Raw genomic sequence first — 23246 nt, forward strand, 5'->3', positions numbered from 1 at the left:
AAAACCAATAAAAAAGGCTCCGATCAATTGGAGCCTTTTTTTGAAGATACTCTGAACGTTATGCTGCGGCAGCCTCTTTTTCCTTGTCAATTTGACGGTAAATAAGCAGTTGCTGACCAATGGAAACAACATTATAGATCAGATAATAGAGGCTAAGTCCCGCTGCAAAATTGTTGAAAATAAACAGCAGCATGAAGGGGAAAATATATTGAAGGGCCTTCATATTTGGTCCACCAGCGGCACCACCGCCTCCGCCACCGGGACCCATACCCCCGGTAAGCTGACTCTGAACCATCATTGCGGCAGTCATTAGTAATACAAATCCAGCCAGTTGGTCGCCCAGAAAAGGGATTTCAAAAGGCAGGCTTAGAATATAATCAGGAGCCGAAAGGTCTTCTGCCCATAAAAATTCCTGTTGCCGGATAAGAATAGAATTTTGGAAAAATCGCCACAGGGTAATCAAAATTGGGAGCTGTAATAGATTCGGCAGGCATCCTCCAAGTGGGTTAACGCCTTCCTCTTTGTACAACTTCATAGTTGCTTTCTGCTGCTTCTCGGGATCATCCGCATACTTTTCCTTTATCTCCTGCATTTTGGGCTGTAATTCCTTCATGGCAGCCATACTCTTATAACTTTTCTTCGTAAGCGGGTAGAGCACCAGCTTAATCAAAACAGCAAACAGGATAATAGCCAACCCCACATTCATATATGGATCCACAAAACCAAAGTAGGGTATGATGAGATATTTAACCAGCGGATCAGAAATCCAGCTCAGCCAACTATATCCTGTATCAACCATGTCATAGGTAGTACTGCTATAATCCCTCAGGGCATGGTATGCCATGGGACCCGTATACATCTGGAATGATGCCGTTCCCTGATCAGAAATATCGGTAGTAATAAACGACTGATAATGATGTTTTGTACTTCGTTGCTCAGTAGTACCTGTCTGCTCTCCCAACAGCAGGGCTCCCTGTGTTGGGTTATCTGTTTTAATAATTTGAGAAAAGAATTTCGTGCGTGTTGCTACCCAGTCAATATCACCGTTATAATTCTGCTCGCTTTGGCCTGCTTCGCTTAGCTTAAGCTGTTCCATTTCACCGCCAGTATAGACATAAGCTGAAGCATAGACAGCTTCCGCACTCGGATCTTTCTCAGTAAACCGAAGCCGGGGCTTCCATCCAAAATCAACCGCTCCTCCAATTATGTCACGCTCTAATCCTACAAACTGAACATTCAGCTCGTATTGATGTGAATCCCCATTCAGTACATAGGTATAAATGATGCGTCGTTCGTCATCAATATTTAAGGCATATTTTACTTCTGTGGTGTCTCCCTCCCCAATCGATAAAGAATCAGCTTCCGTCAGGGGCTCAAAGACCAGCTCATCCGTTTCGACATTATAGTTTTCACTCGTTAGAAAGCCCAGGGAATAAGCTGACCTTGTAGTATCAGCGATCATGCGAAGGGGCTGATGGTCCCAGCTCTCGTAATCCTTCAAAATCATTTGCGAAAGTCCGCCACCTACATTCGTAAACACCGCCCTATAAAGAGGCGTATTTACAACGGTCGTTGATGTATCCGTCACGCTGGCCTCAGAAAACATCCCCATTTCTGCTTGTTCATCCTCATCTTCTGCACTTAAAGACGGACTGCGACTCTCATTGCCAGTATCATCAGCTTGTTGTTCCACAACCTGGGCACTATCATTGGCCTGCTGGCGAGCCTGCTGACTATCTTCCTGCACAGCAGCAATACTATCCTGACGGGCTTGCTCTGCCTGCTGTTGACGCAATTCTTCTTCTGTTGGCATGGTAAAATAGGCCCATGCAACCATTACAAGTAATATTAGTATGAGTCCAGTTACAGTATTACGATCCAAGAGAAAACCTCAGTCTAAACTTTTGTTTTTGTTTTCGATTCGGGTACGGGGTCATAACCTTCATCCCCCCAGGGATGGCATCGGCTGATGCGCTTAACGGTGAGCCATAAACCTTTCAAAGCCCCATGCTTTTGAAATGCTTCAATGCTATACGAACTACATGTAGGATGATAACGACAACTATTGGGCATCCATGGAGAAATCACCAGCTGATAAAACCGTACAAATCCTATAAAAAGATATTTCATGGATATATTAGGAAATGGTGGGAAGTTGATCGCGAAGTTGAGTCAATACTTTTTTCACATCACTCTCAACATCGGTATAGGTGGCATCGATTTGCCGGGCCATCAATACTCCATGTAATGTTCTTTGCACATTACTTAAAGAATCGGTTACTATATGCTGATGCCGACGATAAGCCTCTCTGAGAAGCCGTTTCATGCGATTTCGTTTATGAGCTTTTCCTAAGCTTTTCTTTACAATAAAACCCATAAGGCAACCGGAAGAAGTTTTATTGATAATTTGATATCGCAACGCCAAAACACGTCCGCGAATTATATGAGCATCTTTTTCGAAAAGACGCTGAAAGTTCTTCCGGCCCCTCAGGATTTTTTTTCTTGGTAAGCTTAAATCACCGTTTGAGGTCGAAGATTGATTACTTCGGTCCTTTTTCATCACTAATCGTCAAACGATGTCGTCCTTTCTTACGTCGACTTTTCAGTACTTTTTTTCCGTTCTTACTTTTCTTCCGTTTACGGAAACCATGCTTATTCTTACGCTTCCGATTGCTTGGTTGATATGTACGCTTCATGGGTAAATCGGTTTATGAAAACTTCAATTCGTAGATAGACCCACAATTTAAAAATAAATTTAGACAATAAGAACCATAATTTATTGGTTACATTAAATGAAAGGATTAGTAAAAAGATAGAAAAAACCGGCTTTTAAGCCTTAATTAATTTGAACAGACTCTAAGTTAGCTGTAACTTTCGTAAATCATATATAATACAGAGATTAAGTAATACGCTTTATGTTCGACAAAATAGGCGACATTTTAACTAGTATTTTCGGTACGAAGAGCGAGCAGGACCTTAAGAAAATCTGGCCCATCGTTGAAGAAATTAATGAGCACTATGAAAAGATGGAGCAGCTCTCCGACGAAGAGCTCAAACAAAAGACCGAAAATTTCAGACAAAAAATATCCAATGCAACAGCGGAAGTTAAGGAAGATATTGCCTCTGTTAAGGAAATCCTGAACAGCAATGAAGAACTATCGGTTGATCGGCGCCGGGAACTCGGCGAAGAGCTGGAGGAGCTCGAACAGGAACACACCGATACCATTGAAGATGTTCTGGAGGAAATCCTGCCTGAAGCATTTGCGGTAATGAAGGATACCTGCCGCCGCTTTGTCGGTGAAAAATGGAAGGTAGGCGGCAGCATGAACGAATGGGGGATGATTCCCTACGATGTTCAGCTGGCCGGGGCCGTAGCGATGCACCAAGGGAAAATTGCCGAAATGAAAACCGGTGAAGGTAAAACACTGGCCGCAATCATGCCTGCCTATCTGAATGCACTCAGTGGGCGTGGAGTACATATCGTAACGGTCAACAACTACCTCGCCAAGCGTGATGCCGAGTGGAACGAACCCCTGTTTAACTTTCACGGACTTGAAGTGGATTGCGTGGATCTCTACGATCCGAACTCTGAGCAACGCCGAAATGCCTACAGGGCAGATATAACGTATGGAACCAATAACGAATTTGGGTTCGATTACCTGCGTGACAATATGGTGATTAACTCTGAACAGCTTGTTCAGCGTGATCACAACTTTGCTATAATTGATGAGATTGATTCTATTCTGATTGATGAAGCGCGAACGCCACTCATTATCTCTGGCCCCGTTCCGGAAGATAATAAATCCCAAAAATATGAAGAGCTTAAACCCCGTGTTGAGTCTCTGGTTAACGCACAAAAGAAACTGGTGGCCTCTCTCGTTAAAAAAGGTCAGGAAGCACTAGATGAGGGGAATGAGGAAGAGGCAGGTCTGGCGCTTTATCGTGCCCAGCGCGGATTTCCCAAGAACAAGAAGTTCCGCAAAATGATGCAGGTGCCCGCCAATCAAAAGCTGGTTCAGCAAACAGAGGCCTTTTACCTGCAGGATAATGCTCGTCGACTGCCTGAAGTGGATAAAGAACTTTACTATTCGGTCGATATGAAAATGAATAATATCGAGCTTACCGAAAAGGGCCAGGAATTTATTACAAAGGCGAATGAGGATCCCGATTTCTTTATTATTCCGGATCTGGGTACGGAAACTTCCCAAATAGAAGAAGAGATCGAAGAACTCCGGGAAGAAAAAATCAGCGAAATTAAAGAAAATAATGAGTTCAGCGAAGAATACAAGGAAAAGAAGATAAAAGAAGCGCGGCAAGAGGTTGAACAGGAACGAGAACGCCGTTTCAATGAGCTTCACCGACTGTTTGCCGAACGCAGTGACCGTATCCACACGGTTAACCAGCTCCTGAAAGCCTATACCCTCTTCGAACGAGAAGAAGAATATATCGTACAGGAAGGCAAAGTGCAGATTGTTGACGAACACACCGGCCGTGTACTATCGGGACGCCGCTATTCGGATGGCCTCCATCAGGCTATTGAGGCGAAAGAAAATGTTAGCGTGGAAGCAGCTACTCAAACCTACGCCACTATTACTCTGCAGAATTACTTCCGGATGTACAACAAGCTTGCCGGTATGACGGGGACAGCGGCTACGGAAGAAGGGGAGTTTAATGAAATTTACGATCTGGATGTAGTTATCATTCCCACGAATGAACCGGTTATCCGTGATGATAAAGAGGACTTGGTATTCCGGACTAAGCGCGAAAAATATAACGCTGCCATCGAGCGTATCCGCGAATATCACGAAAAAGGACAACCCGTACTTGTGGGTACTACCAGCGTGGATGTTTCCGAAACGATCAGCCGGATGCTCAAGCGCGAAGAAATTCCACATAACGTTCTCAACGCTAAACACCATGCCCAGGAGAGTGAAATTGTCGAAAATGCGGGTCAGCCGGGGGCAGTAACCGTAGCAACGAACATGGCCGGTCGTGGTACGGACATTAAACTGGCGCCGGGCGTCAGGGAAAAAGGCGGACTGGCTATTTTGGGAACGGAACGCCATGAATCGCGCCGCATTGACTTGCAGCTGAGAGGACGTTCCGGGCGTCAGGGAGATCCCGGAGAATCCCAGTTCTTTGTCTCTCTCGAAGATGACTTGATGCAGCTTTTCGGTTCTGACCGCGTCGCCAAAGTAATGGACCGGCTCAACTTTGAAGAAGGCGAAGTCATTACCCATTCCTGGATTACCAAATCGCTGGAACGGGCACAGTCCAAGGTAGAGCAAAACAACTTCAGCATTCGTAAGAAACAGCTGGAGTACGATGATGTTCTCAATAATCAGCGGGAAGTTATTTATGCCCGCCGAAAGCACGCTCTTTCGGGTGATGAACTGAGGAGCGATATTTATGATATGCTCGAAGACTTGGTTCAAAGCGTTGTAGAGGAGCACTATCCTAAAGGAGAACTCGAAGAAATTCGGGATACCATCCTCCGATTCCTGGCAGTAGATATTGACCTGGAACGTGAAGAAATGGGCAAGCTGGGAGAGGATAAGCTTATTGACCATATTATAGAGCGGGCCTACGAGGTCTACAACAAAAAGGAAAAGATGATTTCAGAGCCGCTCTATGAAGTTATCAAAAATATTGAGGCTTCCGATGCCGAGGACAAACCTTCCAAAGTTCAGGTTATCTTTACTGACGGCATTCGTCGCATGCGCGTTGTGGTGGATGTAGAAAATGCACTCGAAAATGAAGGACATGAGGTGGCGCGTGCCCTTGAACGTACGGCCGTTCTCTCTATTATTGATGATAAATGGATGGATCATCTGCGGGAGCTTGATTCCGTAAAAGAAGGGATCGGCCTTCGCTCATTTGCCCAAAAGGACCCCCTCCTGGAATACAAGCGTGAAGCTTTTGATATGTTTAAACAGCTGCTTGATGAGATCAACCAAGAGGCAATTTCCCTGATTTGGAAAGCGATTCCCGAAATGCAGGCCGACAAACAGCGGCTCCAGCAAGCACCCGAAAAACGCGCTAAGGTGAATATGAACCAAGCTAAAACAGAGCATTCGGATGCTACCAACATGGGCTTTAAAACCAATGCCCAGCAGAGTCAAAATGGAGGTCAACAGCAACAACAACAGCGGAGTGACCAAAAACCCCAGCCGGTTACTGTAGAAGAAGAACCAGGACGCAACGACTATGTTAAAATACAAAACATGGGTAGCGGGGAAGTAATCGACATCAAGTGGAAGAAAGCCAAACGCATGATCGAAGAAGACAGCTGGGTCCTTATAGAAAAATAGTTAATGGTTACTGATTATTGGTCAGGGGGAAAACCAATAATAAATAACCATTGCCCAATAACAACATATGGAAGTTTTAGGAATCGATATTGGAAGCTACGGTCTCAAGGGATGTATTGTAGATACGGTGAAAGGGGAAATTCTCTCAGAACGCATAAGTACGCCACCCCTGGAGGATACCACCCCCCACAAAGTACTGGCACAGATGCACCGGATCGTGCGGAAAGAATTTGACTGGGAAGGCCCCATAGGATGCGCTTTCCCGGCACCGGTACGGAATGGCATTGTATTATCCGCTAAACGTATACATGATTCCTGGGTTGACGCCAATGCCGAGCAGCTCTTTTCAGAAATTACTGATAACCCGGTTTCCGTTATCAATGATACGGATGCCACTGGTCTTGCAGAAATGCACTTTGGGTCCGGACAGATGAAACAGGGACTTGTTGTTGTGCTTACACTGGGCACCGGAATTGGTTCTTCTCTTTTCATGAATGGTCAGCTGGTACCCAATACCGAACTGGGCCTTTTGGAAATTCGCGGCATTACGGTGGAAGAACGCGCTTCTAACAAAGCACGCGAAGAAGAAGGCATTCCTAAAAAATCATGGGCAAACCGACTGCAACTGGTACTTGAACACCTGGAAAAAGTATTCCATCCGGATCTTTTTATTCTTGGTGGACAGCTGAGCAAAAAAGCGGACAAAACATTCCCCTTTATCAAGATAAACACCACTTTCAAGGCCGCAAGCTTCCAGAATGATTCAAGCATAGTAGGGGCCGCTATGATAGCAGCCCATCAAAAAAATGATGTTTTTTATCGCTAAAAAAGTATTTCTTTAAGAAACTGCTTTTAAAATTTTGGGGGAAAGATGAAATCGGCTTTTATCAGACTGGGGCGCTGGATTATTCAATTTATCGCAGGCTTTATCATTATCTCAAGCCTGATCGTATTGCTATTTCGATGGGTTAACCTGCCCACAAGCTCATTTATGATGCAACGCTCTGTTTCTGCATGGTGGAATGGGGAAGACCACTTTGAGCTCCATTACGAGTGGACCAACTGGGATGACATGTCTTCCCACATCAAGATGGCGGCCATTGCTTCAGAAGACCAAAACTTTGCAAATCACTGGGGCATTGATTTTGCCTCGGTCCAAGAAGCACTGGAAGAATATGAGCAGGGACAAGGTCTTCGCGGGGCCAGCACCATTACCCAGCAAACCGCTAAGAATCTCTTTCTTTGGCCCAATCAATCCTATGTACGAAAAGGCATTGAAGCCTATTTTTCTTTGTTACTAGAGCTATTTTGGCCGAAAAAACGGATTTTAGAAGTATATCTGAATATTGCCGAATTTGGGGATGGCGTTTACGGAGTTCAATCGGCGGCTGACCGATACTTTTTTACAACCGCCGCCCGACTATCCAAATCTCAAAGCGCCCTGATGGTTACAGCATTACCCGCTCCCAAACGGTATAACCTGGCCAGTCCCTCGGGCTATATGCTTAGTCGTCGTGATTGGGTGATGCAGTATATGGACCTTTTAGGCGGCTCTTATTACCTGGAAAAGTTGGATTAATGTTCAGTTCATCGCAAGATTATACCAGCCCTTGCTTGCCCTTTCCGCAATCCTTTCTTTAATTCAAGCACTATTCTCTAATGACACAGATAGCCATGAAATACTTTTTTAGGAGCGTAATCCTACTTTTATTACTTCCACTGGTAAGCCAGGCACAAAGCGAACTGGATACGTTAAGCCTCGAATCCATCTTCTATGAGCCGCTGCTGGCAGGCAACCGACCTGACTTTACCGCCTTTTCGCCTGACTTGTCCCGCATTTACTACCAGGCCAATGATTCGGCCAAAACGGAGGAAAAGTATTATACGGTAGATCTGAACGGGCAAAACAAAGACACCACTTCTGCCCGCTTTAAATCTGTATTTCGTGTTTCGCCTGACGGATCAAAACTAACCTACAGCGACGAAGGGGATATCTGGATTGCCGATACCAACTTTACCAACAAGACCCGGCTGGTAAGCTCCGAGCTATCGGAATACGACCCTACGTGGGGACCTGAAAGCCAGCGCATAGCCTACATCCAGGAAGGCAACGCATGGATATTAAACACCCAGACCTCAGAACTCAGACAAGTCACCAACAAGAAGGAAGAGGAACCGGACTTTTCTATTCTTGACTGGGCGGGCAGTAATAAACTGGTTCTTTCGCAGTGGGACACCTCCGATTATGAAGAGTACTATTTCCCCGAATATGTCGGGGAAAAGGTTCAAACAGGTGCTACCCGAAGGGGCATCCCCACACAGCTTATTTCTGTGGCCTACCTGGACTCGTCCAAGGTTGAGGTTATGCACAAACAGAAAGGCTACCTGGATACCGATATCAGTGCATCGGGACCATATCTTGCAATTGACGTGCTAGATGCTCCCATGAAGAAAAGAGAAATCATTGTTTTCGACCTCGAAGAGCCAAAGGAAACCGCCGTCTTTGAAGATTCCACCCAGGGTTGGTTTTACGGAACCGATCTGAATTTTTCCCCCGAAGGAAATAAGCTAATGTTCTTTTCCGAGCAGGATGGATGGAACCATATCTACAGCGTTGATCCCGATGGCAGCAACCTCCAAAAACATACGGAGGGCGAATTTGAAGTTAGCTGGGCAGAATGGATCAGTAACCATCGTATCGTCTTTGCCTCCAGCGAAACGGGCCCGGGAGAGCGACACCTATATACCCTGAATACCCAAACCAATGAGATCCAAAAACTAACGTCCAGGGCAGGCTACCGGCAGGATTTTAAGCTTAGCCGTGATCACCGCTACCTGGTTTACAAATATACCTATTTCAATGAGCCTTTCGAACTTTACGCTTTGGATCTGGAGAATCCCAAGGAGGTCCGTCTTACCCATACCATCCCCGATCGCTTTAAAAACATTGACTGGCAAAGGGAAGACTATATCCGTTTTACCAGCCGGGATAGAGAGACCGAGTTATCAATGTCTGTCCTGGAACCGCTCGATATACAGCCCGAACGGGATTATCCGGTTGTTGTATTTGTTCACGGGGCCGGATCGCTCCAGAATGTCTATAAAGGCTGGTCCAATAGCTATCCCCGTGAATATATGTTCCACCAGTATCTAACGGCCCACGGGTACTATGTGATGGAAGTAGATTACCGCCACAGTACCGGCTATGGACGCGAGTTCCGTGAAGACGTAACCAACTGGATGGGCAAGTACGAAACCCGGGATATTATTGATGGGATTAACTATTTGGCGAAACACTACCCACAGGCCGATACCAGTAGCACCGGCATTTACGGGGGCAGTTATGGTGGATTTATGGCCCTGTATGCCACTAGCGTAGCGCCCGAATATTTTGATGCGGCGGCAGCCCTGCGCGCCGTCACCAACTGGGAGAACTATTACAATACCAATCCCTGGTACACCCTCCCGCGTCTCGGCAAGCCGTCCCAGGATTCCATCCACTACGATCGGAGCTCTCCCATCGGCTATGTGGACCAGCTGGAAGATCCGGTACTTATTCTTCATGGCCTGACGGATAACAATGTGGGCTTTCAGGATGCCGCCCAGTATATCGAAAAACTGGTACAGGCCGGCGATAAAGAATTTGAGATGATGATGTACCCTTCCGAGCGGCATAGCTTTGAAGATCCCGATGCCTGGTATGATGAATACAGCCGGATCTTTGAATTTTTCGAGGAACACCTGAAATAAAAAGAAAGCTGGTTAAATTTAGAAGCAATCAGTTTTTCAAGGCCGGATAGGCTATCTTGATAGTGACAAAACCAATCCGGACCATTTCTGTATAACGAAGGGTGGCCTGGAACAGTAATCAGTGTTTCCGACTAGTGTCCACCCTGAGGAGTTAAATGGTCCTTGATCTTTTCGTTTCTTTTGTATCAAGACAAAAGGAACACTATAAAAATATGATTAGGGCTTTGCCTTTTAGTAAGGAGACATTCTTATACTTTTTCTTGTTCCATTTTTGAAACGACGCAAAAACAGAACCCAAAAACGTCGCTGGCTCCATGGAATCCTCTAAAGCGGGGCATACCATACACAGGGCTGGCCTTAGCAGATGAGTATAAAAGGAAATAAATGGGGAAAACGTAATAAAAGAAAGAGGCGTTGATGAACGAACACGAATGCTGAAGCCGGCTTGCCAGTCGTTCTACCTGTAATACTCCTGATCAGACTTCGTACAGGTCGCGGTGACTTGGAGTATTCTTACTATGAACGCTCACTGCCATGGAAATGACATCCTAAAAGTTATTAGTATAATTTCCTCACTGTTATGCTAATAACTCTATCTATAATTATACCAATAACGGTATGATTGTCTCAGTTAGGGGAGGAAGGCGTTAGGCGGGGCAAAGTGGGTTAGCTGTTAAGCCAATCTTAGATGTAAATAGAACTTATGACAAGAGATCCTGAACTCCCGAAACATCAGAAGAAAGATATCAAGATTCGGGAAGCATACCAGTCTACTCTTCATACACAGTATCTTCACCAAAGGAGCCCCACTTTCTATTTAGCATATATAAAATGATTCCTACAATCATGATTCCCAGTCCCACGAGCGATTCCAGGGGGCGCTCCAGAATTACATAAACCATAATAAAGGTATTCACCAGCAGAAATACAGCGGGAGTCACCGGATACCCCCATGTTTTGTAGGGGCGATCCATTTCCGGCCGCCGCCACCGCAGCACATATACACCAGCCACCGTCAGACTGCTCATTCCAATCAGTAAAAAGGTGGCATATACCATCACCTGCTCAAAAGTAGAAGTGTACAGAAAAAGCAAGGTAACAATTGCCTGAAAAATCAGGGCGTTAACCGGAATTTGCTTTTCATTTCTCTTGCCCAGCATCTTAAAAACGCCATAATCTTCTCCTATAACCTGCGCAATACGTCCCCCTATGAACACCATGGCGCTGATAGTAGAAATCATAAGTACCGAAATAAGAATAGATAGCACATCGGCTGCCGCCGGGCCCAGCATCTGTTCAGCTGCCAGAAAACCGACTTCCACCTTGCCCGCCAGCTCAGGGATGGGAACCAATAAAAGAAATACGTAATTGAGCAGCGCATACAGAACCGTAACCATCACCGTGGCTATAAATAGTGCTTTGGGCAAATTCTTTTGCGGCTTTTGGATCTCTCCTACAATATAAACGGCTGCATTCCATCCCGTATAGGCGTAAGAAACATATACCAGGGCTACAGCAAAAAAAGGGCTTACTAATATCCCCCAGTCGGAACTCTTAGGCACAAGGCTGATAGGCTGATGATTGGATGCCATAAAGCCTAAAACGATGAAAAGTACCACAACGCCAACTTTTACCGCGGTCGATATATTTTGCAGGTAGTTCCCCCATCGAATGCTGGTGCTGTGGACCAGCGTTATCAGTACAACCGAAATGGCTCCAACATGGGTCACCGGGACAGCAGGAAAAACGGCATGGGTATATTCTCCCAGTGCAATAGCGGCAATGGCAGTGGGCGCAGCAAATCCGGCGGTAAGGGATATCCATCCGGAAAGAAATCCCAGCGATGGATGATATATTTCCGAAAGCAGGTGGTATTCGCCCCCGGACCGCGGCAGGGCTGCTCCTAACTCTCCATAAGAAAGCGCTCCACACAGGGCAACAACCCCTCCTACAACCCAAAGCATAACCAAGGCAAAAGCAGATTGTATATCCACAACCTGGTAACCGAGACTGGTAAAGACCCCGGTTCCTATCATGTTTGCTACAGCAATAGATATTGCCGTAATCAATCCCACTGTTTTCTTTGTACCCGAAGACGATTCAGCCATATAACGTTAGTGGTGAAAGGTTAAAGGCTGCTGAAAGTAATAGATCTTGACAACGATTAAGCCCCAACAACCTTTAACTTTGAATTCAACTTGCAATCCCAAAGCCTGTTTCTGGAATTGCTAAACCTACCTAAAGCAGAGGTTTTAAGAAGCTTAATTAATATTCAGCGTTAATTTTGTAAAGTAGTATGCTCCATTAAACCCATGCTGGGAGGGCGGATACTTAAACACATTGAAATAACTATTGGCATAAACATGTTCATCGGGATATATGTCAAATATATTATTACCGCCAACCGTGAAATCCAATTCATCGGTCACTCCATAGGTCAGGCTCAGGTCGGTTACAAATTTTGCGCTGTACGTCTGTGCTTCTCCGAAAGCACCGCCGGTATTCAGACTTACTTCTCCGAACCTGACTCCCCGGACCATCGCAGATAGTGGACCGATATCATATTGCAGGGTGGCCGAAATCTTAGATTGGGGATCGCCTTCTTCGAGTCGCAGCCTATCCCACGACTGCAGATATAAATCAGCTTGTTCTTCAAGCTGTGGAGATGTTTCCACGGCTCCCTGCACCTTTACCTCATTGAAGTTGGCTCCCAGTGAGAAATTCAGCTGATGATCATTTGAAAAAGGATGATTGTAAGTGGCTACAATATCGACTCCGCGCGTTCGGGTATCAATAGCATTGGTGAAGAAGTTTGCCGCTGATACTCCGTAGTCTCGAAGCTCAGCTGCAATATCCGCTGGCAGTTCATTTACGTTAAATTCACTCGTCAGTATGATACGGTCTTCCACATCGATCTGGTAGAAATCTGTGGTCAAGCTCAGGTTTTTAAACGGACGAAGCGCAAACCCTGCACTGTAATTAATGGATGTTTCCTCTTTTAGATCCGGAATACCCAACAGGTCGGCCGGACGGCTGTTATTATTGAAGGTACCTATCTGCACCAATCGGTTATTATCATTAAAATCGCTGGATACCTTATTGTAGTACACCTGGTGGAGCGATGGAGCGCGGAACCCTGTATTAATGGCGCCCCGGAGGGTTAAGTATTCTCCAAAGAGGTACCGTGCGGATAATTTTCCATTGAGGGTATTCCCAAAATCGCTGTACCGCTCAAAACGGGTCGCTCCCGCAACCAAAAAGTCTTGGGTCAGGTTTACTTCTACATCTGCAAAAGCGGCAATATTAGTACGGGTAGCACTTATTTCATCTGAGGGTCGAAATCCCGGATAACCCTGTGATCCGCCAGTTCTACCTAATGTATCTGTCTGTCCTACTACAAGACCATTACTTGCTACGCTATCCACAATTCCGTAATTACGATAGGAGGGCTCGTCACCTGCATTAATGCCATAATTATCAACCCTGAATTCAGAGCCCAGGGCTACATTTATGCCCGATAGGGCCTGATCAAAGTATTTCGCAAAGGTAAGTCCGGTTACATTTTGACTGAACGAAAACCCGCCCACATCAAAAGCAGTCGGGGAGGATGCGCCGAGAGTGGCGTTCACGCTATTGGTCACCCGAAAGTCAAATGCATTGCTACCAAAACTATTGCTAAAATCGATTTCCCATCCCCGGAATTCTCCACGGATACCGGCCGTCAGGGATTTATCTGTAATGGAAGATTTAGTCAGCGGCTGAAATCCGTGCGGATATATTTCCGGAACATTCCCACCGTCTACGGGCAGGCGCCGAAAAGGGAAACCGGTTCCCTGCTTGTTGCTTAATCCACCAAAGAAATACACTTCTGTGCCCTGATTACCCACGGGCACTGCTCCATTCACAAAAGTCGAAGCGATCTGCATGCCAGCGTCGCCAATATGAAACTTAAAGTCATCTCGTGTTTTTCCCCTTTCCTGGATTTCTGAATTATCTTCAGCTCGAACTTCTTCCGGGTTGTCGTCAAATGGGTAGGCAAAACCGGGTATATACACATGTAAATCGTGATCACCGGTTCGATTCGTAGGCTCCCGGTTGGTAAAAGAACCGGTCACATTCACATACCCCTCTTCTCCCAACTCAAAGCCATAGTTTGCATTTACCTTTGCCGTTTCACCATCTCCGGCTTTATAACCGCCGGCGGTGGCACTTGCCGTCAATAAGCCGGTACCTTCCTTCAAAATAATATTGATCACGCCAGCGATAGCATCAGAACCATATTGAGCAGCAGCTCCGTCTCGTAATATCTCAATCCGGTCGATTGAAGCAGTAGGTATTACGGACATATCTGTTCCTACAGTCCCCCGCTTGCCACCAAGCAGGTTAATAACCGAGCTGGTATGACGCCGCTTTCCGTTTATCAACACTAACAGCTGGTCAGGCCCCATTCCCCGAAGAGAAGCAGGCGCATTATGCTCGGATTCATCCGCGGCGGACTGTCGATTTGATTGAAATGAAGGAGCAACATATGTCAACAATTGATTTACATCCACCTGTGGCGCCTGGATATCAAGATCTTCTACCGAAATCACATCTATAGGCACCGCAGACTCCAGGTTGCTGCGACCACCGCTGCGGGTTCCGGTTACTACGACCTCGCTTCCTGAGATATATGAAGAAGTGAGGGACACATTCAGTGTTACAACTTCACCGGCAGAAAGACCTGTTAGTGATTCCGTTGTGCTTTCAAAGCCTATATAGGAAAATTGCAGCTCTGCATCCCCCGCTGGAACTGTCAGCGAATAATCTCCGTCTCGGTCGGTTACCGTACCACGAGAAGAATCAATAAGACGGATATTTACACCCGGTAAATGTTCTCCGGTTGCTTCATTGATAACTTTTCCTTCAACGGTAGCAGTCTGTTGGCCCCAACTTACCGCAGAGGTAAATAGAGGAAACACAGCAATTAAAAACAGATATTTAAAAACGTTATTCACGGTGTACATAAGTATTTTTGCTTGTAAGTTTTATGAATTTATCTCGAACAAAAGACATTGGGTAAGAAAGGCTAATCCTTCACAAAAAAGCCGCTTACCAAGACTGATAGCGGCTTAGGGCGTTCCCTGATTTTCAAACGCTATCAATCAACATCGGCAGTAACAACAGCAACAATGACAAGAAATTACCTGAGATTGATGTAACAGCATATATATCCTTTTGCGTTCAAAAATTAATTGCGACCTAATTGTAACCATTTTCACCACAATTATCCAACCTGATTGTTTCTATCTGAACGGTATTTTTTTATATTTACTTCATTCATGTATATAAACATTTGATATCATTTCACCTGTCCTTCTCTATTCTATAATTCCAAAGTAACCATTAACCTATTTAATTTTAGATGTTCTGGTTTCCTATAGCAATAATTGGCACGCTCGGTCTGGCTTTATTTATTGTTGAAACTATTATTGCTGCTCCTCCCTATATTGAAAATAAATCTGATCATTTTGACGGGAAAAAATTTATTAATCCCGAAGGATTAAATGAACACAGCTATTTTGATGTGCTAAAATGGTGGTTTTCAGGTAATGATAAAGGAACCTGGCACAAGCTGAGCAAAAAGGATGTACCGCCCGGCCCCAAGCCCGCTCCAACAGTAGACGATGAAGAAGTTCATATTACCTTTATAAATCACGCTTCTTTTCTAATCCAAGTTAACGGACAAAATATTCTTACAGATCCCATTTGGAGCCGCCGGGCCAGCCCCTTTCAATGGATTGGCCCCAAACGAATGCGTCCACCGGGACTTAATTTCGAGGATTTGCCCCCAATAGACACAGTGCTTATCAGCCATAACCATTACGACCACCTGGATATACAGACCGTTTTAGATCTTAATGAGGCTCATAAACCTACATTTGTGGTTCCGCTTGGTGTCGATCAACTATTGCATGAGCATAAAATCCAAGACACTATCCATATGGACTGGTGGGACCGTCAACAACTAGGAGAAGAGTTGTCTATTTCAGCGGTTCCGGCACGGCACTTTTCTGCACGAGGTTTGTTTGATCGCAACAAAACGCTTTGGTGTGGATACATTATCCACGCCAAGCCCGGGAATATCTACTTTGCCGGCGATACCGGATATGGAGAATTCTTTAAAGAAATCAGGCGCCGGTATGGTTCGATATTTACCTCTCTAATTCCGATTGGTGCTTATAAACCCCGGTGGTTTATGGAATCTATCCATCTTTCACCTAAAGAAGCGATACAGGTGCATCAGGATCTCCAGTCCGAACAAAGCTTTGCCATGCACTTCGGTACGTTCCCCCTGGCAGACGATGGCATGTTTGAGGCCACAAATGAGCTTAAAAAAGAACTTCGGGGAAAACCTATCCTAAAACAAAAATTTCGTATTCCTATTGAAGGAAAACGACAAATTCTTACCCCCGAAAAAACAGCCAAATATTTTTCCTGACAAACCCTAATTTTAGGACGAAATTGCCCTTCATTTTTTGTAGATTTAAGCCTTGCTTATATAAATAACCTTCAGCTCAATACGAGCGCCAATGTCTGATAACTATCGCGCATTAACCCGTACATATCGTCCTACATCATTCGACGATATTGTATCACAGAAACACGTCAGCAATACGCTTAAAAATGCCATTAAACAAAACCGACTGGCCCATGCATACATGTTCTGCGGCCCGCGCGGGGTTGGTAAAACAACTATGGCCCGTGTTTTAGCCCGTACGGTAAATGAAATAGATCAACAGATCGACGGGGAATCGCTCAATCAGACGCTGAATGTTGTTGAAATTGATGCCGCCTCGAACAATAAGGTAGACGATATCAGGGACCTGCGTGAACGTGTACGCATCCCTCCACAAAATGGACGGTACAAAGTCTATATTATTGACGAGGTCCATATGCTCAGCAAATCGGCTTTTAACGCCTTGCTGAAAACACTGGAAGAGCCTCCAGATCACATTATTTTCATCTTCGCCACCACCGAACCGCACAAGGTACTGCCAACAATTCTCTCTCGCGTCCAGCGCTTTGACTTTAAGCGGATTAGCATTGATGAAATCGTGGACCGGCTGCGTTCCGTTGCCAAAAATGAAGGCATCCAAATTGATGATGAATCTCTTCATGTTATTGCTAAAAAAGCAGACGGAGCGTTGCGCGATGCCTTAGGACTATTGGACCAGGCGATCTCATTCTGTGGAAACGACATCCAGCATGAAGAGTTGCTCCGCGCTCTCAATGTAGTGAGTACAGAGCGTATGTTTGACTTTATGAATACGGTGGAGCAACAGGATGCCAGCAAGGGGCTGGAGCTCATTAACGACCTACTGCAGGAGGGATATGATATCCAGGAGTACTTGGTGGGACTCGCAGAGCATATCCGTAATCTATATGTAGCCAAAAGTTCGGCTAAAATGCATTTAGTCGAGGCCTCTCCTGATACAAAAAAAAGATATAAACAGGCCGCCAAATCCTTTTCCGAGGATGATCTCATCCGTATGCTCCACATGGTCAGTGAAGCACAGTACAAAATAAAGGAAGCCCAGCAACCAAAAATTCAATTTGAAATTACGCTTCTGAAATTAATTCACATGGAGCGGCGCAAGAATCTAGATACCCTTGTTTCTGAGCTGCAGCAGTTAAAAAAAAAGCTCAGTAACCAACCAGCGGTAACCACGGATACGGATGCCGACACCCAAACAGCATCCTCAGATTTACAGCAGGATAGCAGTACCGAAAAAAAGGAAATAAAGCCCGATTCAAATGTTTCTGGCTCAGAACGGCCGCCTCAACCACCGGAACCTGTTATTCGGGAAGAAACGGAAAATAGATCTGAAGAAACCAATAACGCGGATTCTCCTGAAGCAGAAATAGAATCCGAAACAGAAACAGTTATAGCCACCGAGATTGCCGGGGAAGAAACCGAAGCAACCCCAAATGACGATGACTTCGACCAGCTGTTTGGAAGATCCTCGCTAAATAAAGAAGTATCTAATGCATCCAACGGATCTGGTACGCCTGCAAGAGAAGAGCAAAAAACCGAATCTTCACCCAAACGCGCACCAAAAGATATTTCTTTTGATGAGGTATTAGACTGCTGGGATCCCTTTATTGACGATCTGCGCAAAGAGGTCCCTCAAATGCTTTATTTTCAAATGCAGCGACTGAAGCCAGCGAAACTTGAAAATGGGGACCTTCTACTCCATTGCAATGATGACTTTGCCAAGCAGGTGGTGGAAGAGAACAGTCGCCAGCTGGGTCAAATTCTAGGGAAACAACTCAATGCATTTTTAAACATAAAATGCAAAGTTAAGAAAAGAGAAACGACTGAGGAAGAGTCTATGAGTCCCTATGAACGATTCAAGAAGCTCCAGGAACGAGACCCGACCATTAAAACGCTTGTTGAACTTTTTGGCGCCGAACTCGATTACAACCTAAACCAATAGATAGAATGAACGGACGTTGTTAACCGTTATTTATAAACGAATATTAACTCAAAACGTATAAGATTATGAATAGCAATATGGCCGACATGTTCGGAAAGTTTTCCGAGCTGCAATCCAAAGTAGAAGAAGCGAAACAGGAACTAGCAAAACTCGAGGTAGAAGCCGAAGCTGGCGGTGGCATGGTAAAGGTAAGAGCAAACGGTCAGCGCAAAATTCTGGGTATTGAACTGGATAAAGATGTCATCGATCCGGAAGATGCCGAAATGCTCGAAGACCTGGTAGTAGCCGGTGTTAATAAAGCTCTCGACAAAGCCGAAGAAGCGGCCCAGGAAAAAATGCAGAACACCTATAAAGATATGATGCCGGGCGGCGGACTTCCAGGTATGGACCTGAGTAAGCTGGGAATGTAATATTTTGTTGAAGGTTGGATGTTATATGTCCAAGGTTAACTTTCAACCGGCAACTTTCAACTTTTAACAATTTTATATGGACGGAACTTCGGAAATACTTGAACAGGCTATAGAGCAGCTTGCCAAACTCCCGGGCACGGGGCGTAAATCAGCGCGACGCATTGCCCTTTACCTGCTGAAACAGAATGAGGACGATGTTATGAAGCTGGCCAACGCTTTAATCAGCCTCAAAAAATCAATAACCCGCTGTTCTACCTGTGGTGTTATTAGTGATGGCGACCCCTGTTCAATTTGCGAAAATGCAAAGCGCCATACTGGGCAAATATGCGTTGTTGAAGAATCACAGGATGTTTTTCTGATTGAAAAAACCAACGAATTCCGAGGACGTTATCACGTACTCGGCGGCGTCATCTCCCCACTAGATAACATCGGTCCCGATGATGTGCGTATCAATCAGCTAATGCAGCGCGTCAATGACGAGAATGAACAGTTAGAGGAAGTAATCCTGGCGCTCAATCCTGATTCGGAAGGCGAAGCTACCTCTTACTATATCAATAAATTATTAAAGCCTTACGAAAAGATAAAGGTTACTCGTATTGCCTATGGGATACCGATGGGTACCGAGCTCGAATTTATTGATGAAGCCACTCTTGGGCGTGCATTTGCCAGCCGCAACACTTTTTAAAACTATTAATCACATACGTATCTCGCTATGAAGATAAAAGTACTGTCATTAACATTCGTTCTGTTTTTCAGTTCTCTTGCTCTATATGGCCAAGATAAAAATTACTGGCAGCAAGAGGTTGAGTATCAAATGGAGATTGATGTAGATGCCGAAAACCATCAATTTACCGGCAGCCAGACCTTAACCTATCATAACAACTCACCGGATACCCTTCAGAGGGTATTTTACCACCTATACTTTAATGCCTTTCAGCCTAATAGCATGATGGATGTGCGTTCCCGGACCATTGAAGATCCTGATAGCCGTGTTCGCGACCGTATCCAACAGCTCCCGGAAGATGAAATAGGCTACCATCACATCAACAGTCTGCAACAAGATGGCAGCGATGTAGAGTATACCGTTGATGGGACCATCCTCGAAGTTAACCTTAATGAGCCTATTTTACCCGGCGAATCAACCGTGTTCAGCATGGATTTTGACAGCCAGGTTCCCCGGCAAATTCGCCGTTCGGGCTGGATGAACAAAGAAGGCGTAGAATTTTCTATGAGCCAGTGGTATCCTAAAATTTCAGAATATGATGAAGATGGCTGGCATCCCAATCCCTATGTAGCACGTGAATTCCATGGTGTCTGGGGCAGTTTTGATGTAAAAATCCATATTGATAGTTCTTATGTGATGGGCGCCACCGGTCACTTGCAGAATCCGAAAGAAATTGGCCATGGTTACACCGATACCTATGAACGACCGGATTCCGAAAAAATAATCTGGCACTGGCAGGCCGATAAGGTCCATGATTTCGTTTGGGGTGCCGATCCCGACTTTACGCATACGACCAAACAGATTCCCGACGGACCGACCCTCCACTTTTTGTACCAAACTGATCCCGTTGCCGAAAATGCAAATAGCCGCCAGCAGAGACAGCTACTCGAAAACTGGAAACAGTTGCCCGAATATGCCGCCCAAGCCTTTCAGTTTGTAAGCAAAAATTACGGCAAGTATCCCTATGATAAATACTCCTTTATCCAGGGAGGCGATGGAGGAATGGAATATCCCATGGCAACCCTGATTACCGGCAATCGCTCGCTGCGCAGCCTCGTGGGAGTCAGTGTCCATGAGCTTATTCACGCCTGGTACCAAGGGGTACTTGCAAATAATGAAAGCCGGTATCCTTGGATTGATGAAGGTTTTACCTCTTACGTATCGGCAAAAACAATGAATCAGCTTTTTAATAATGGAGAGAGCGATAATCCACACAGAGGGTCCTATCGTTCCTATTTTAATATCGTAGATGCCGGCATGGAAGAAGCACTGGATATCCATGCGGATCATTTTGAAACCAATCGAGGGTATGGGGTAGCCTCTTATTCCAAAGGAGCAATTTTCCTTCATCAGCTGGAATATATTATTGGGAAGAAAGCGCTCGACCGTACCATGAATCGTTTTTTTCAGGAATGGAAATTCAAACATCCCGACGGACGTGATTTTCTCCGTATCGCAGAAGAAGAATCAAATATGATCCTTGACTGGTACTACCAGTATTTCATCGAAACAACCAAAACCATCGATTATGGAATTACTTCTGTAATTGCGGATGAAGGACAAACCCGAATAACACTTGAAAGGCATAATCTTATGCCCATGCCTATCGATCTTATGGTAACATATAAAGATGGGAGCCAGGAACTGTTTTATATCCCATTACGAATAATGCACAATGTTAAGCCCCAAGGGGAGACCGATGTTAGCCGCACCATTGTAGAAGACTGGCCCTGGGTTAATCCTACTTATACGCTAACCATTGATAATGCAGGCAGTGATATAGAGCATATAGAGATAGAACCCTCCGAGCGCATGGCCGATATTGATCGTAGCAACAATACTATTAATCTGACAGAGGAAGAAGATTAACAGTACCAAAGTAACTTAGAGAAAACCAAAAGCCCTGGCATTAAAACCGGGGCTTTTTACTTTGTATGTAATCCAAGGATAGTGGGAAGGGGCAGCCCTTTCATATCTGAAATAGCAATCGTATTTGCTGGCAAATAAATACGAAACTTTCTCTCGAACACGAGTTAGAAATCCTTCTTTATTGTTTTATTGTATTGAAAATAACAGTAATAAAAACAAGGATTTCTCATTTCGCTTCGCTACATTCGAAATGACGGATAAGCCTTAATAAAAAATGACCAAGTTCTATTAACCGCAGTTAATTTATCATCTCGACCGTCAGGAAAAGATCTTTCTTTACCCTCCATAATCCAAATGATTCCTCTCTTTATTAATTATGGCCAAAATGATATTTAAAATTAGATGCGACCAACTCGGAAATCATCTTTATAATTAAGAAACTCCCAATCAGAGTTCACCTTATTAATTAGTGCTTCTTTTTTCTCACGACGCCACTTTTTTAATTTTTTCCCGTTTTATCACCTCATAAGCTGTTCTATAGGCTTCATAGTAAATAAGTTTGTAGCAATAGTAACGACCAGCAAAAGTTTGCCAATCACCTCTATGTCTATAATGATCATTGAGACGTTTACCAAGATCATTCGTCATTCCAATATATAGCGTTGTTCTATGGGGATTGGTCTTAATGTAAACGTAATATGGCATTCTAGCTTAGCTTTCAAAGTTTAGATCTTTATTAATTAGTAAGACCCAAAAAAAGCTAAATCCTTACAAATTTATCGGCGAAAAAGAATATTTCGAAATCGAAATGGGTCCTAAAACAGAAAATCACAATCCTATTTGTCATCTCGACCGCCAGGGAGAGGTCTTTGTTTTAAAGCCCAAAACAAATGGAGATAAAAATTTCACTTTGCTCGACTACTGCCAGGATCTTTTGGAATGAGGAAAAATAGGAAAAGCTTCAGCCCACTTTATCCTTTATAGCGAGAGGTTTACCAACTTTGCCCAAACAAAAGAAAGAAAAGCAAAAATTCTAAAAAAGACTGGTTTGTTCGTGATCTTCTTTTTGAGCCTGCTTTAGAGTAGGACGAGAAACATCGCTTCGGTTCACCTTCAACATATCCGCATTGAACTTTTTCCCGTATATCCTCTGCGCTATCCCATGGAGAGCTTTTTCACCGCGTGGAGTTATAAACAGGCGTTTGTGGTCATCCGTTGAAAGGAAACCGAACTCTTTTAGATCATTTACAATCATATAGGAAAGTTTATTGACCGTACCCGAATGCTGCTCAACAAAATCCCGCTGTGGAGCTTCGTCATCTGCCGAATAAGCCAATCCCAAAATATTCATCTCCACTTCCGTTAGGGGATATCCTTCACAACTCTTAGTTAGCGTACGATCCCAAGCCTGTTGCTCATAATACTGTCCGAACCACCATTTCCCCTCTTTAATGAGCTTTTTAGTTACCGCACACGAAAAGTATTCGCCGGGTTTAGCTTTCTTAGGAATTCCCCGATCCCGGTACATGGAGACCAATGTTGCCAGATCGATCTCATGGAGATTCGGGGGATATTCAAAATGATGTTTTGAAGTTTTTTCCATGACACACCAAATTAGAAAACTAACAGATCATTGTCATCTATAATTTGGGAATTTTAGCAGAAAGATAGAAGGGTAAATAAGATTGCCTTATTCTCCCCT

17 protein-coding genes are annotated in these 23246 nt (G+C 44.6%); 9 read left to right on the top strand and 8 right to left on the bottom strand.

Annotation, left to right across the window (positions count from 1 at the left end; genetic code table 11):
* Positions 1-58: 58 nt before the first annotated feature.
* The 4 genes from yidC to rpmH are packed head-to-tail and all read right to left on the bottom strand — an operon-like array spanning position 59 to position 2696.
* On the bottom strand, positions 59-1882 hold the full coding sequence (yidC, locus tag ABEB05_RS12395; protein WP_265790556.1) for a membrane protein insertase YidC: 1824 nt from the start codon (positions 1880-1882) through the stop codon (positions 59-61).
* A gap of 14 nt (positions 1883-1896) precedes the next feature.
* Positions 1897-2130 carry a membrane protein insertion efficiency factor YidD gene (gene yidD, locus ABEB05_RS12400; protein ID WP_265790558.1) on the bottom strand — a complete coding sequence of 78 codons (234 nt, stop codon included), beginning with the start codon at positions 2128-2130 and terminating at the stop codon, positions 1897-1899.
* Positions 2131-2137: 7 nt separating this feature from the next.
* Positions 2138-2560: a ribonuclease P protein component gene (locus ABEB05_RS12405; RefSeq protein ID WP_265790560.1), complete on the bottom strand. Its 423-nt coding sequence runs from the start codon at positions 2558-2560 to the stop codon at positions 2138-2140.
* A complete protein-coding gene (gene rpmH / locus ABEB05_RS12410) occupies positions 2541-2696 on the bottom strand; it encodes a 50S ribosomal protein L34 (RefSeq protein ID WP_265790562.1) in 156 nt (51 codons plus the stop codon). The genes ABEB05_RS12405 and rpmH overlap by 20 nt, the downstream gene beginning before the upstream one ends.
* A gap of 231 nt (positions 2697-2927) precedes the next feature.
* On the opposite strand from rpmH, the gene secA reads away from it, so the two are divergent.
* The 4 genes from secA (at position 2928) to ABEB05_RS12430 (ending at position 10061) form a co-directional block, all read left to right on the top strand.
* Positions 2928-6311, top strand: a complete 3384-nt coding sequence (secA, locus tag ABEB05_RS12415; protein ID WP_425558415.1) for a preprotein translocase subunit SecA — start codon at positions 2928-2930, stop codon at positions 6309-6311.
* A 67-nt stretch (positions 6312-6378) separates the two neighbouring features.
* The gene (ppgK, locus tag ABEB05_RS12420) at positions 6379-7137 is read left to right on the top strand and encodes a polyphosphate--glucose phosphotransferase (RefSeq protein WP_265790565.1); all 759 of its coding nucleotides are present in this window, start codon (positions 6379-6381) and stop codon (positions 7135-7137) included.
* 45 nt (positions 7138-7182) lie between these two features.
* Positions 7183-7890: a monofunctional biosynthetic peptidoglycan transglycosylase gene (gene mtgA / locus ABEB05_RS12425; protein WP_265790566.1), complete on the top strand. Its 708-nt coding sequence runs from the start codon at positions 7183-7185 to the stop codon at positions 7888-7890.
* 95 nt (positions 7891-7985) lie between these two features.
* Positions 7986-10061, top strand: coding sequence for a S9 family peptidase (locus ABEB05_RS12430; RefSeq protein WP_345694288.1), 2076 nt, complete (start codon positions 7986-7988; stop codon positions 10059-10061).
* A gap of 770 nt (positions 10062-10831) precedes the next feature.
* Here ABEB05_RS12430 and ABEB05_RS12435 read toward each other — a convergent pair.
* Together ABEB05_RS12435 and ABEB05_RS12440 are read right to left on the bottom strand one after the other, a co-directional pair.
* A complete protein-coding gene (locus tag ABEB05_RS12435) occupies positions 10832-12169 on the bottom strand; it encodes an APC family permease (RefSeq protein WP_265790569.1) in 1338 nt (445 codons plus the stop codon).
* A 153-nt stretch (positions 12170-12322) separates the two neighbouring features.
* Positions 12323-15067, bottom strand: coding sequence for a TonB-dependent receptor (locus ABEB05_RS12440; protein ID WP_265790570.1), 2745 nt, complete (start codon positions 15065-15067; stop codon positions 12323-12325).
* 398 nt (positions 15068-15465) lie between these two features.
* Between ABEB05_RS12440 and ABEB05_RS12445 the strand changes: the two genes are divergently transcribed.
* The 5 genes from ABEB05_RS12445 (at position 15466) to ABEB05_RS12465 (ending at position 21544) form a co-directional block, all read left to right on the top strand.
* Entirely contained in the window at positions 15466-16542 is a 1077-nt protein-coding gene (locus ABEB05_RS12445) for an MBL fold metallo-hydrolase (RefSeq protein ID WP_265790572.1), read from the top strand.
* A 91-nt stretch (positions 16543-16633) separates the two neighbouring features.
* The gene (gene dnaX, locus ABEB05_RS12450) at positions 16634-18541 is read left to right on the top strand and encodes a DNA polymerase III subunit gamma/tau (protein ID WP_265790574.1); all 1908 of its coding nucleotides are present in this window, start codon (positions 16634-16636) and stop codon (positions 18539-18541) included.
* A 65-nt stretch (positions 18542-18606) separates the two neighbouring features.
* A complete protein-coding gene (locus ABEB05_RS12455) occupies positions 18607-18951 on the top strand; it encodes a YbaB/EbfC family nucleoid-associated protein (protein ID WP_265790576.1) in 345 nt (114 codons plus the stop codon).
* A gap of 76 nt (positions 18952-19027) precedes the next feature.
* The gene (gene recR / locus ABEB05_RS12460) at positions 19028-19636 is read left to right on the top strand and encodes a recombination mediator RecR (RefSeq protein WP_265790578.1); all 609 of its coding nucleotides are present in this window, start codon (positions 19028-19030) and stop codon (positions 19634-19636) included.
* Positions 19637-19663: 27 nt separating this feature from the next.
* On the top strand, positions 19664-21544 hold the full coding sequence (locus ABEB05_RS12465) for a M1 family metallopeptidase (RefSeq protein ID WP_265790580.1): 1881 nt from the start codon (positions 19664-19666) through the stop codon (positions 21542-21544).
* A gap of 483 nt (positions 21545-22027) precedes the next feature.
* Here ABEB05_RS12465 and ABEB05_RS12470 read toward each other — a convergent pair whose 3' ends face one another.
* Positions 22028-22249, bottom strand: coding sequence for a GIY-YIG nuclease family protein (locus ABEB05_RS12470; RefSeq protein ID WP_345694289.1), 222 nt, complete (start codon positions 22247-22249; stop codon positions 22028-22030).
* Positions 22250-22577: 328 nt separating this feature from the next.
* The gene (locus tag ABEB05_RS12475) at positions 22578-23147 is read right to left on the bottom strand and encodes a hypothetical protein (RefSeq protein WP_265790582.1); all 570 of its coding nucleotides are present in this window, start codon (positions 23145-23147) and stop codon (positions 22578-22580) included.
* Positions 23148-23246 lie beyond the last annotated feature (99 nt).

Origin of the sequence: Fodinibius salicampi, assembly GCF_039545095.1 — a bacterium.
Lineage (GTDB): Bacteria > Bacteroidota > Rhodothermia > Balneolales > Balneolaceae > Fodinibius > Fodinibius salicampi.

Coding starts and splice junctions, on each gene's coding strand:
- ABEB05_RS12440 (WP_265790570.1), bottom strand. CDS start 15,067: ATGTACACCGTGAATAACGTTTTTAAATATCTGTTTTTAATTGCTGTG.
- ABEB05_RS12475 (WP_265790582.1), bottom strand. CDS start 23,147: ATGGAAAAAACTTCAAAACATCATTTTGAATATCCCCCGAATCTCCAT.
- mtgA (WP_265790566.1), top strand. CDS start 7,183: ATGAAATCGGCTTTTATCAGACTGGGGCGCTGGATTATTCAATTTATC.
- rpmH (WP_265790562.1), bottom strand. CDS start 2,696: ATGAAGCGTACATATCAACCAAGCAATCGGAAGCGTAAGAATAAGCAT.
- dnaX (WP_265790574.1), top strand. CDS start 16,634: ATGTCTGATAACTATCGCGCATTAACCCGTACATATCGTCCTACATCA.
- ABEB05_RS12455 (WP_265790576.1), top strand. CDS start 18,607: ATGAATAGCAATATGGCCGACATGTTCGGAAAGTTTTCCGAGCTGCAA.
- ppgK (WP_265790565.1), top strand. CDS start 6,379: ATGGAAGTTTTAGGAATCGATATTGGAAGCTACGGTCTCAAGGGATGT.
- recR (WP_265790578.1), top strand. CDS start 19,028: ATGGACGGAACTTCGGAAATACTTGAACAGGCTATAGAGCAGCTTGCC.
- ABEB05_RS12445 (WP_265790572.1), top strand. CDS start 15,466: ATGTTCTGGTTTCCTATAGCAATAATTGGCACGCTCGGTCTGGCTTTA.
- ABEB05_RS12405 (WP_265790560.1), bottom strand. CDS start 2,560: ATGAAAAAGGACCGAAGTAATCAATCTTCGACCTCAAACGGTGATTTA.
- ABEB05_RS12435 (WP_265790569.1), bottom strand. CDS start 12,169: ATGGCTGAATCGTCTTCGGGTACAAAGAAAACAGTGGGATTGATTACG.
- ABEB05_RS12470 (WP_345694289.1), bottom strand. CDS start 22,249: ATGCCATATTACGTTTACATTAAGACCAATCCCCATAGAACAACGCTA.
- yidD (WP_265790558.1), bottom strand. CDS start 2,130: ATGAAATATCTTTTTATAGGATTTGTACGGTTTTATCAGCTGGTGATT.
- ABEB05_RS12430 (WP_345694288.1), top strand. CDS start 7,986: ATGAAATACTTTTTTAGGAGCGTAATCCTACTTTTATTACTTCCACTG.
- ABEB05_RS12465 (WP_265790580.1), top strand. CDS start 19,664: ATGAAGATAAAAGTACTGTCATTAACATTCGTTCTGTTTTTCAGTTCT.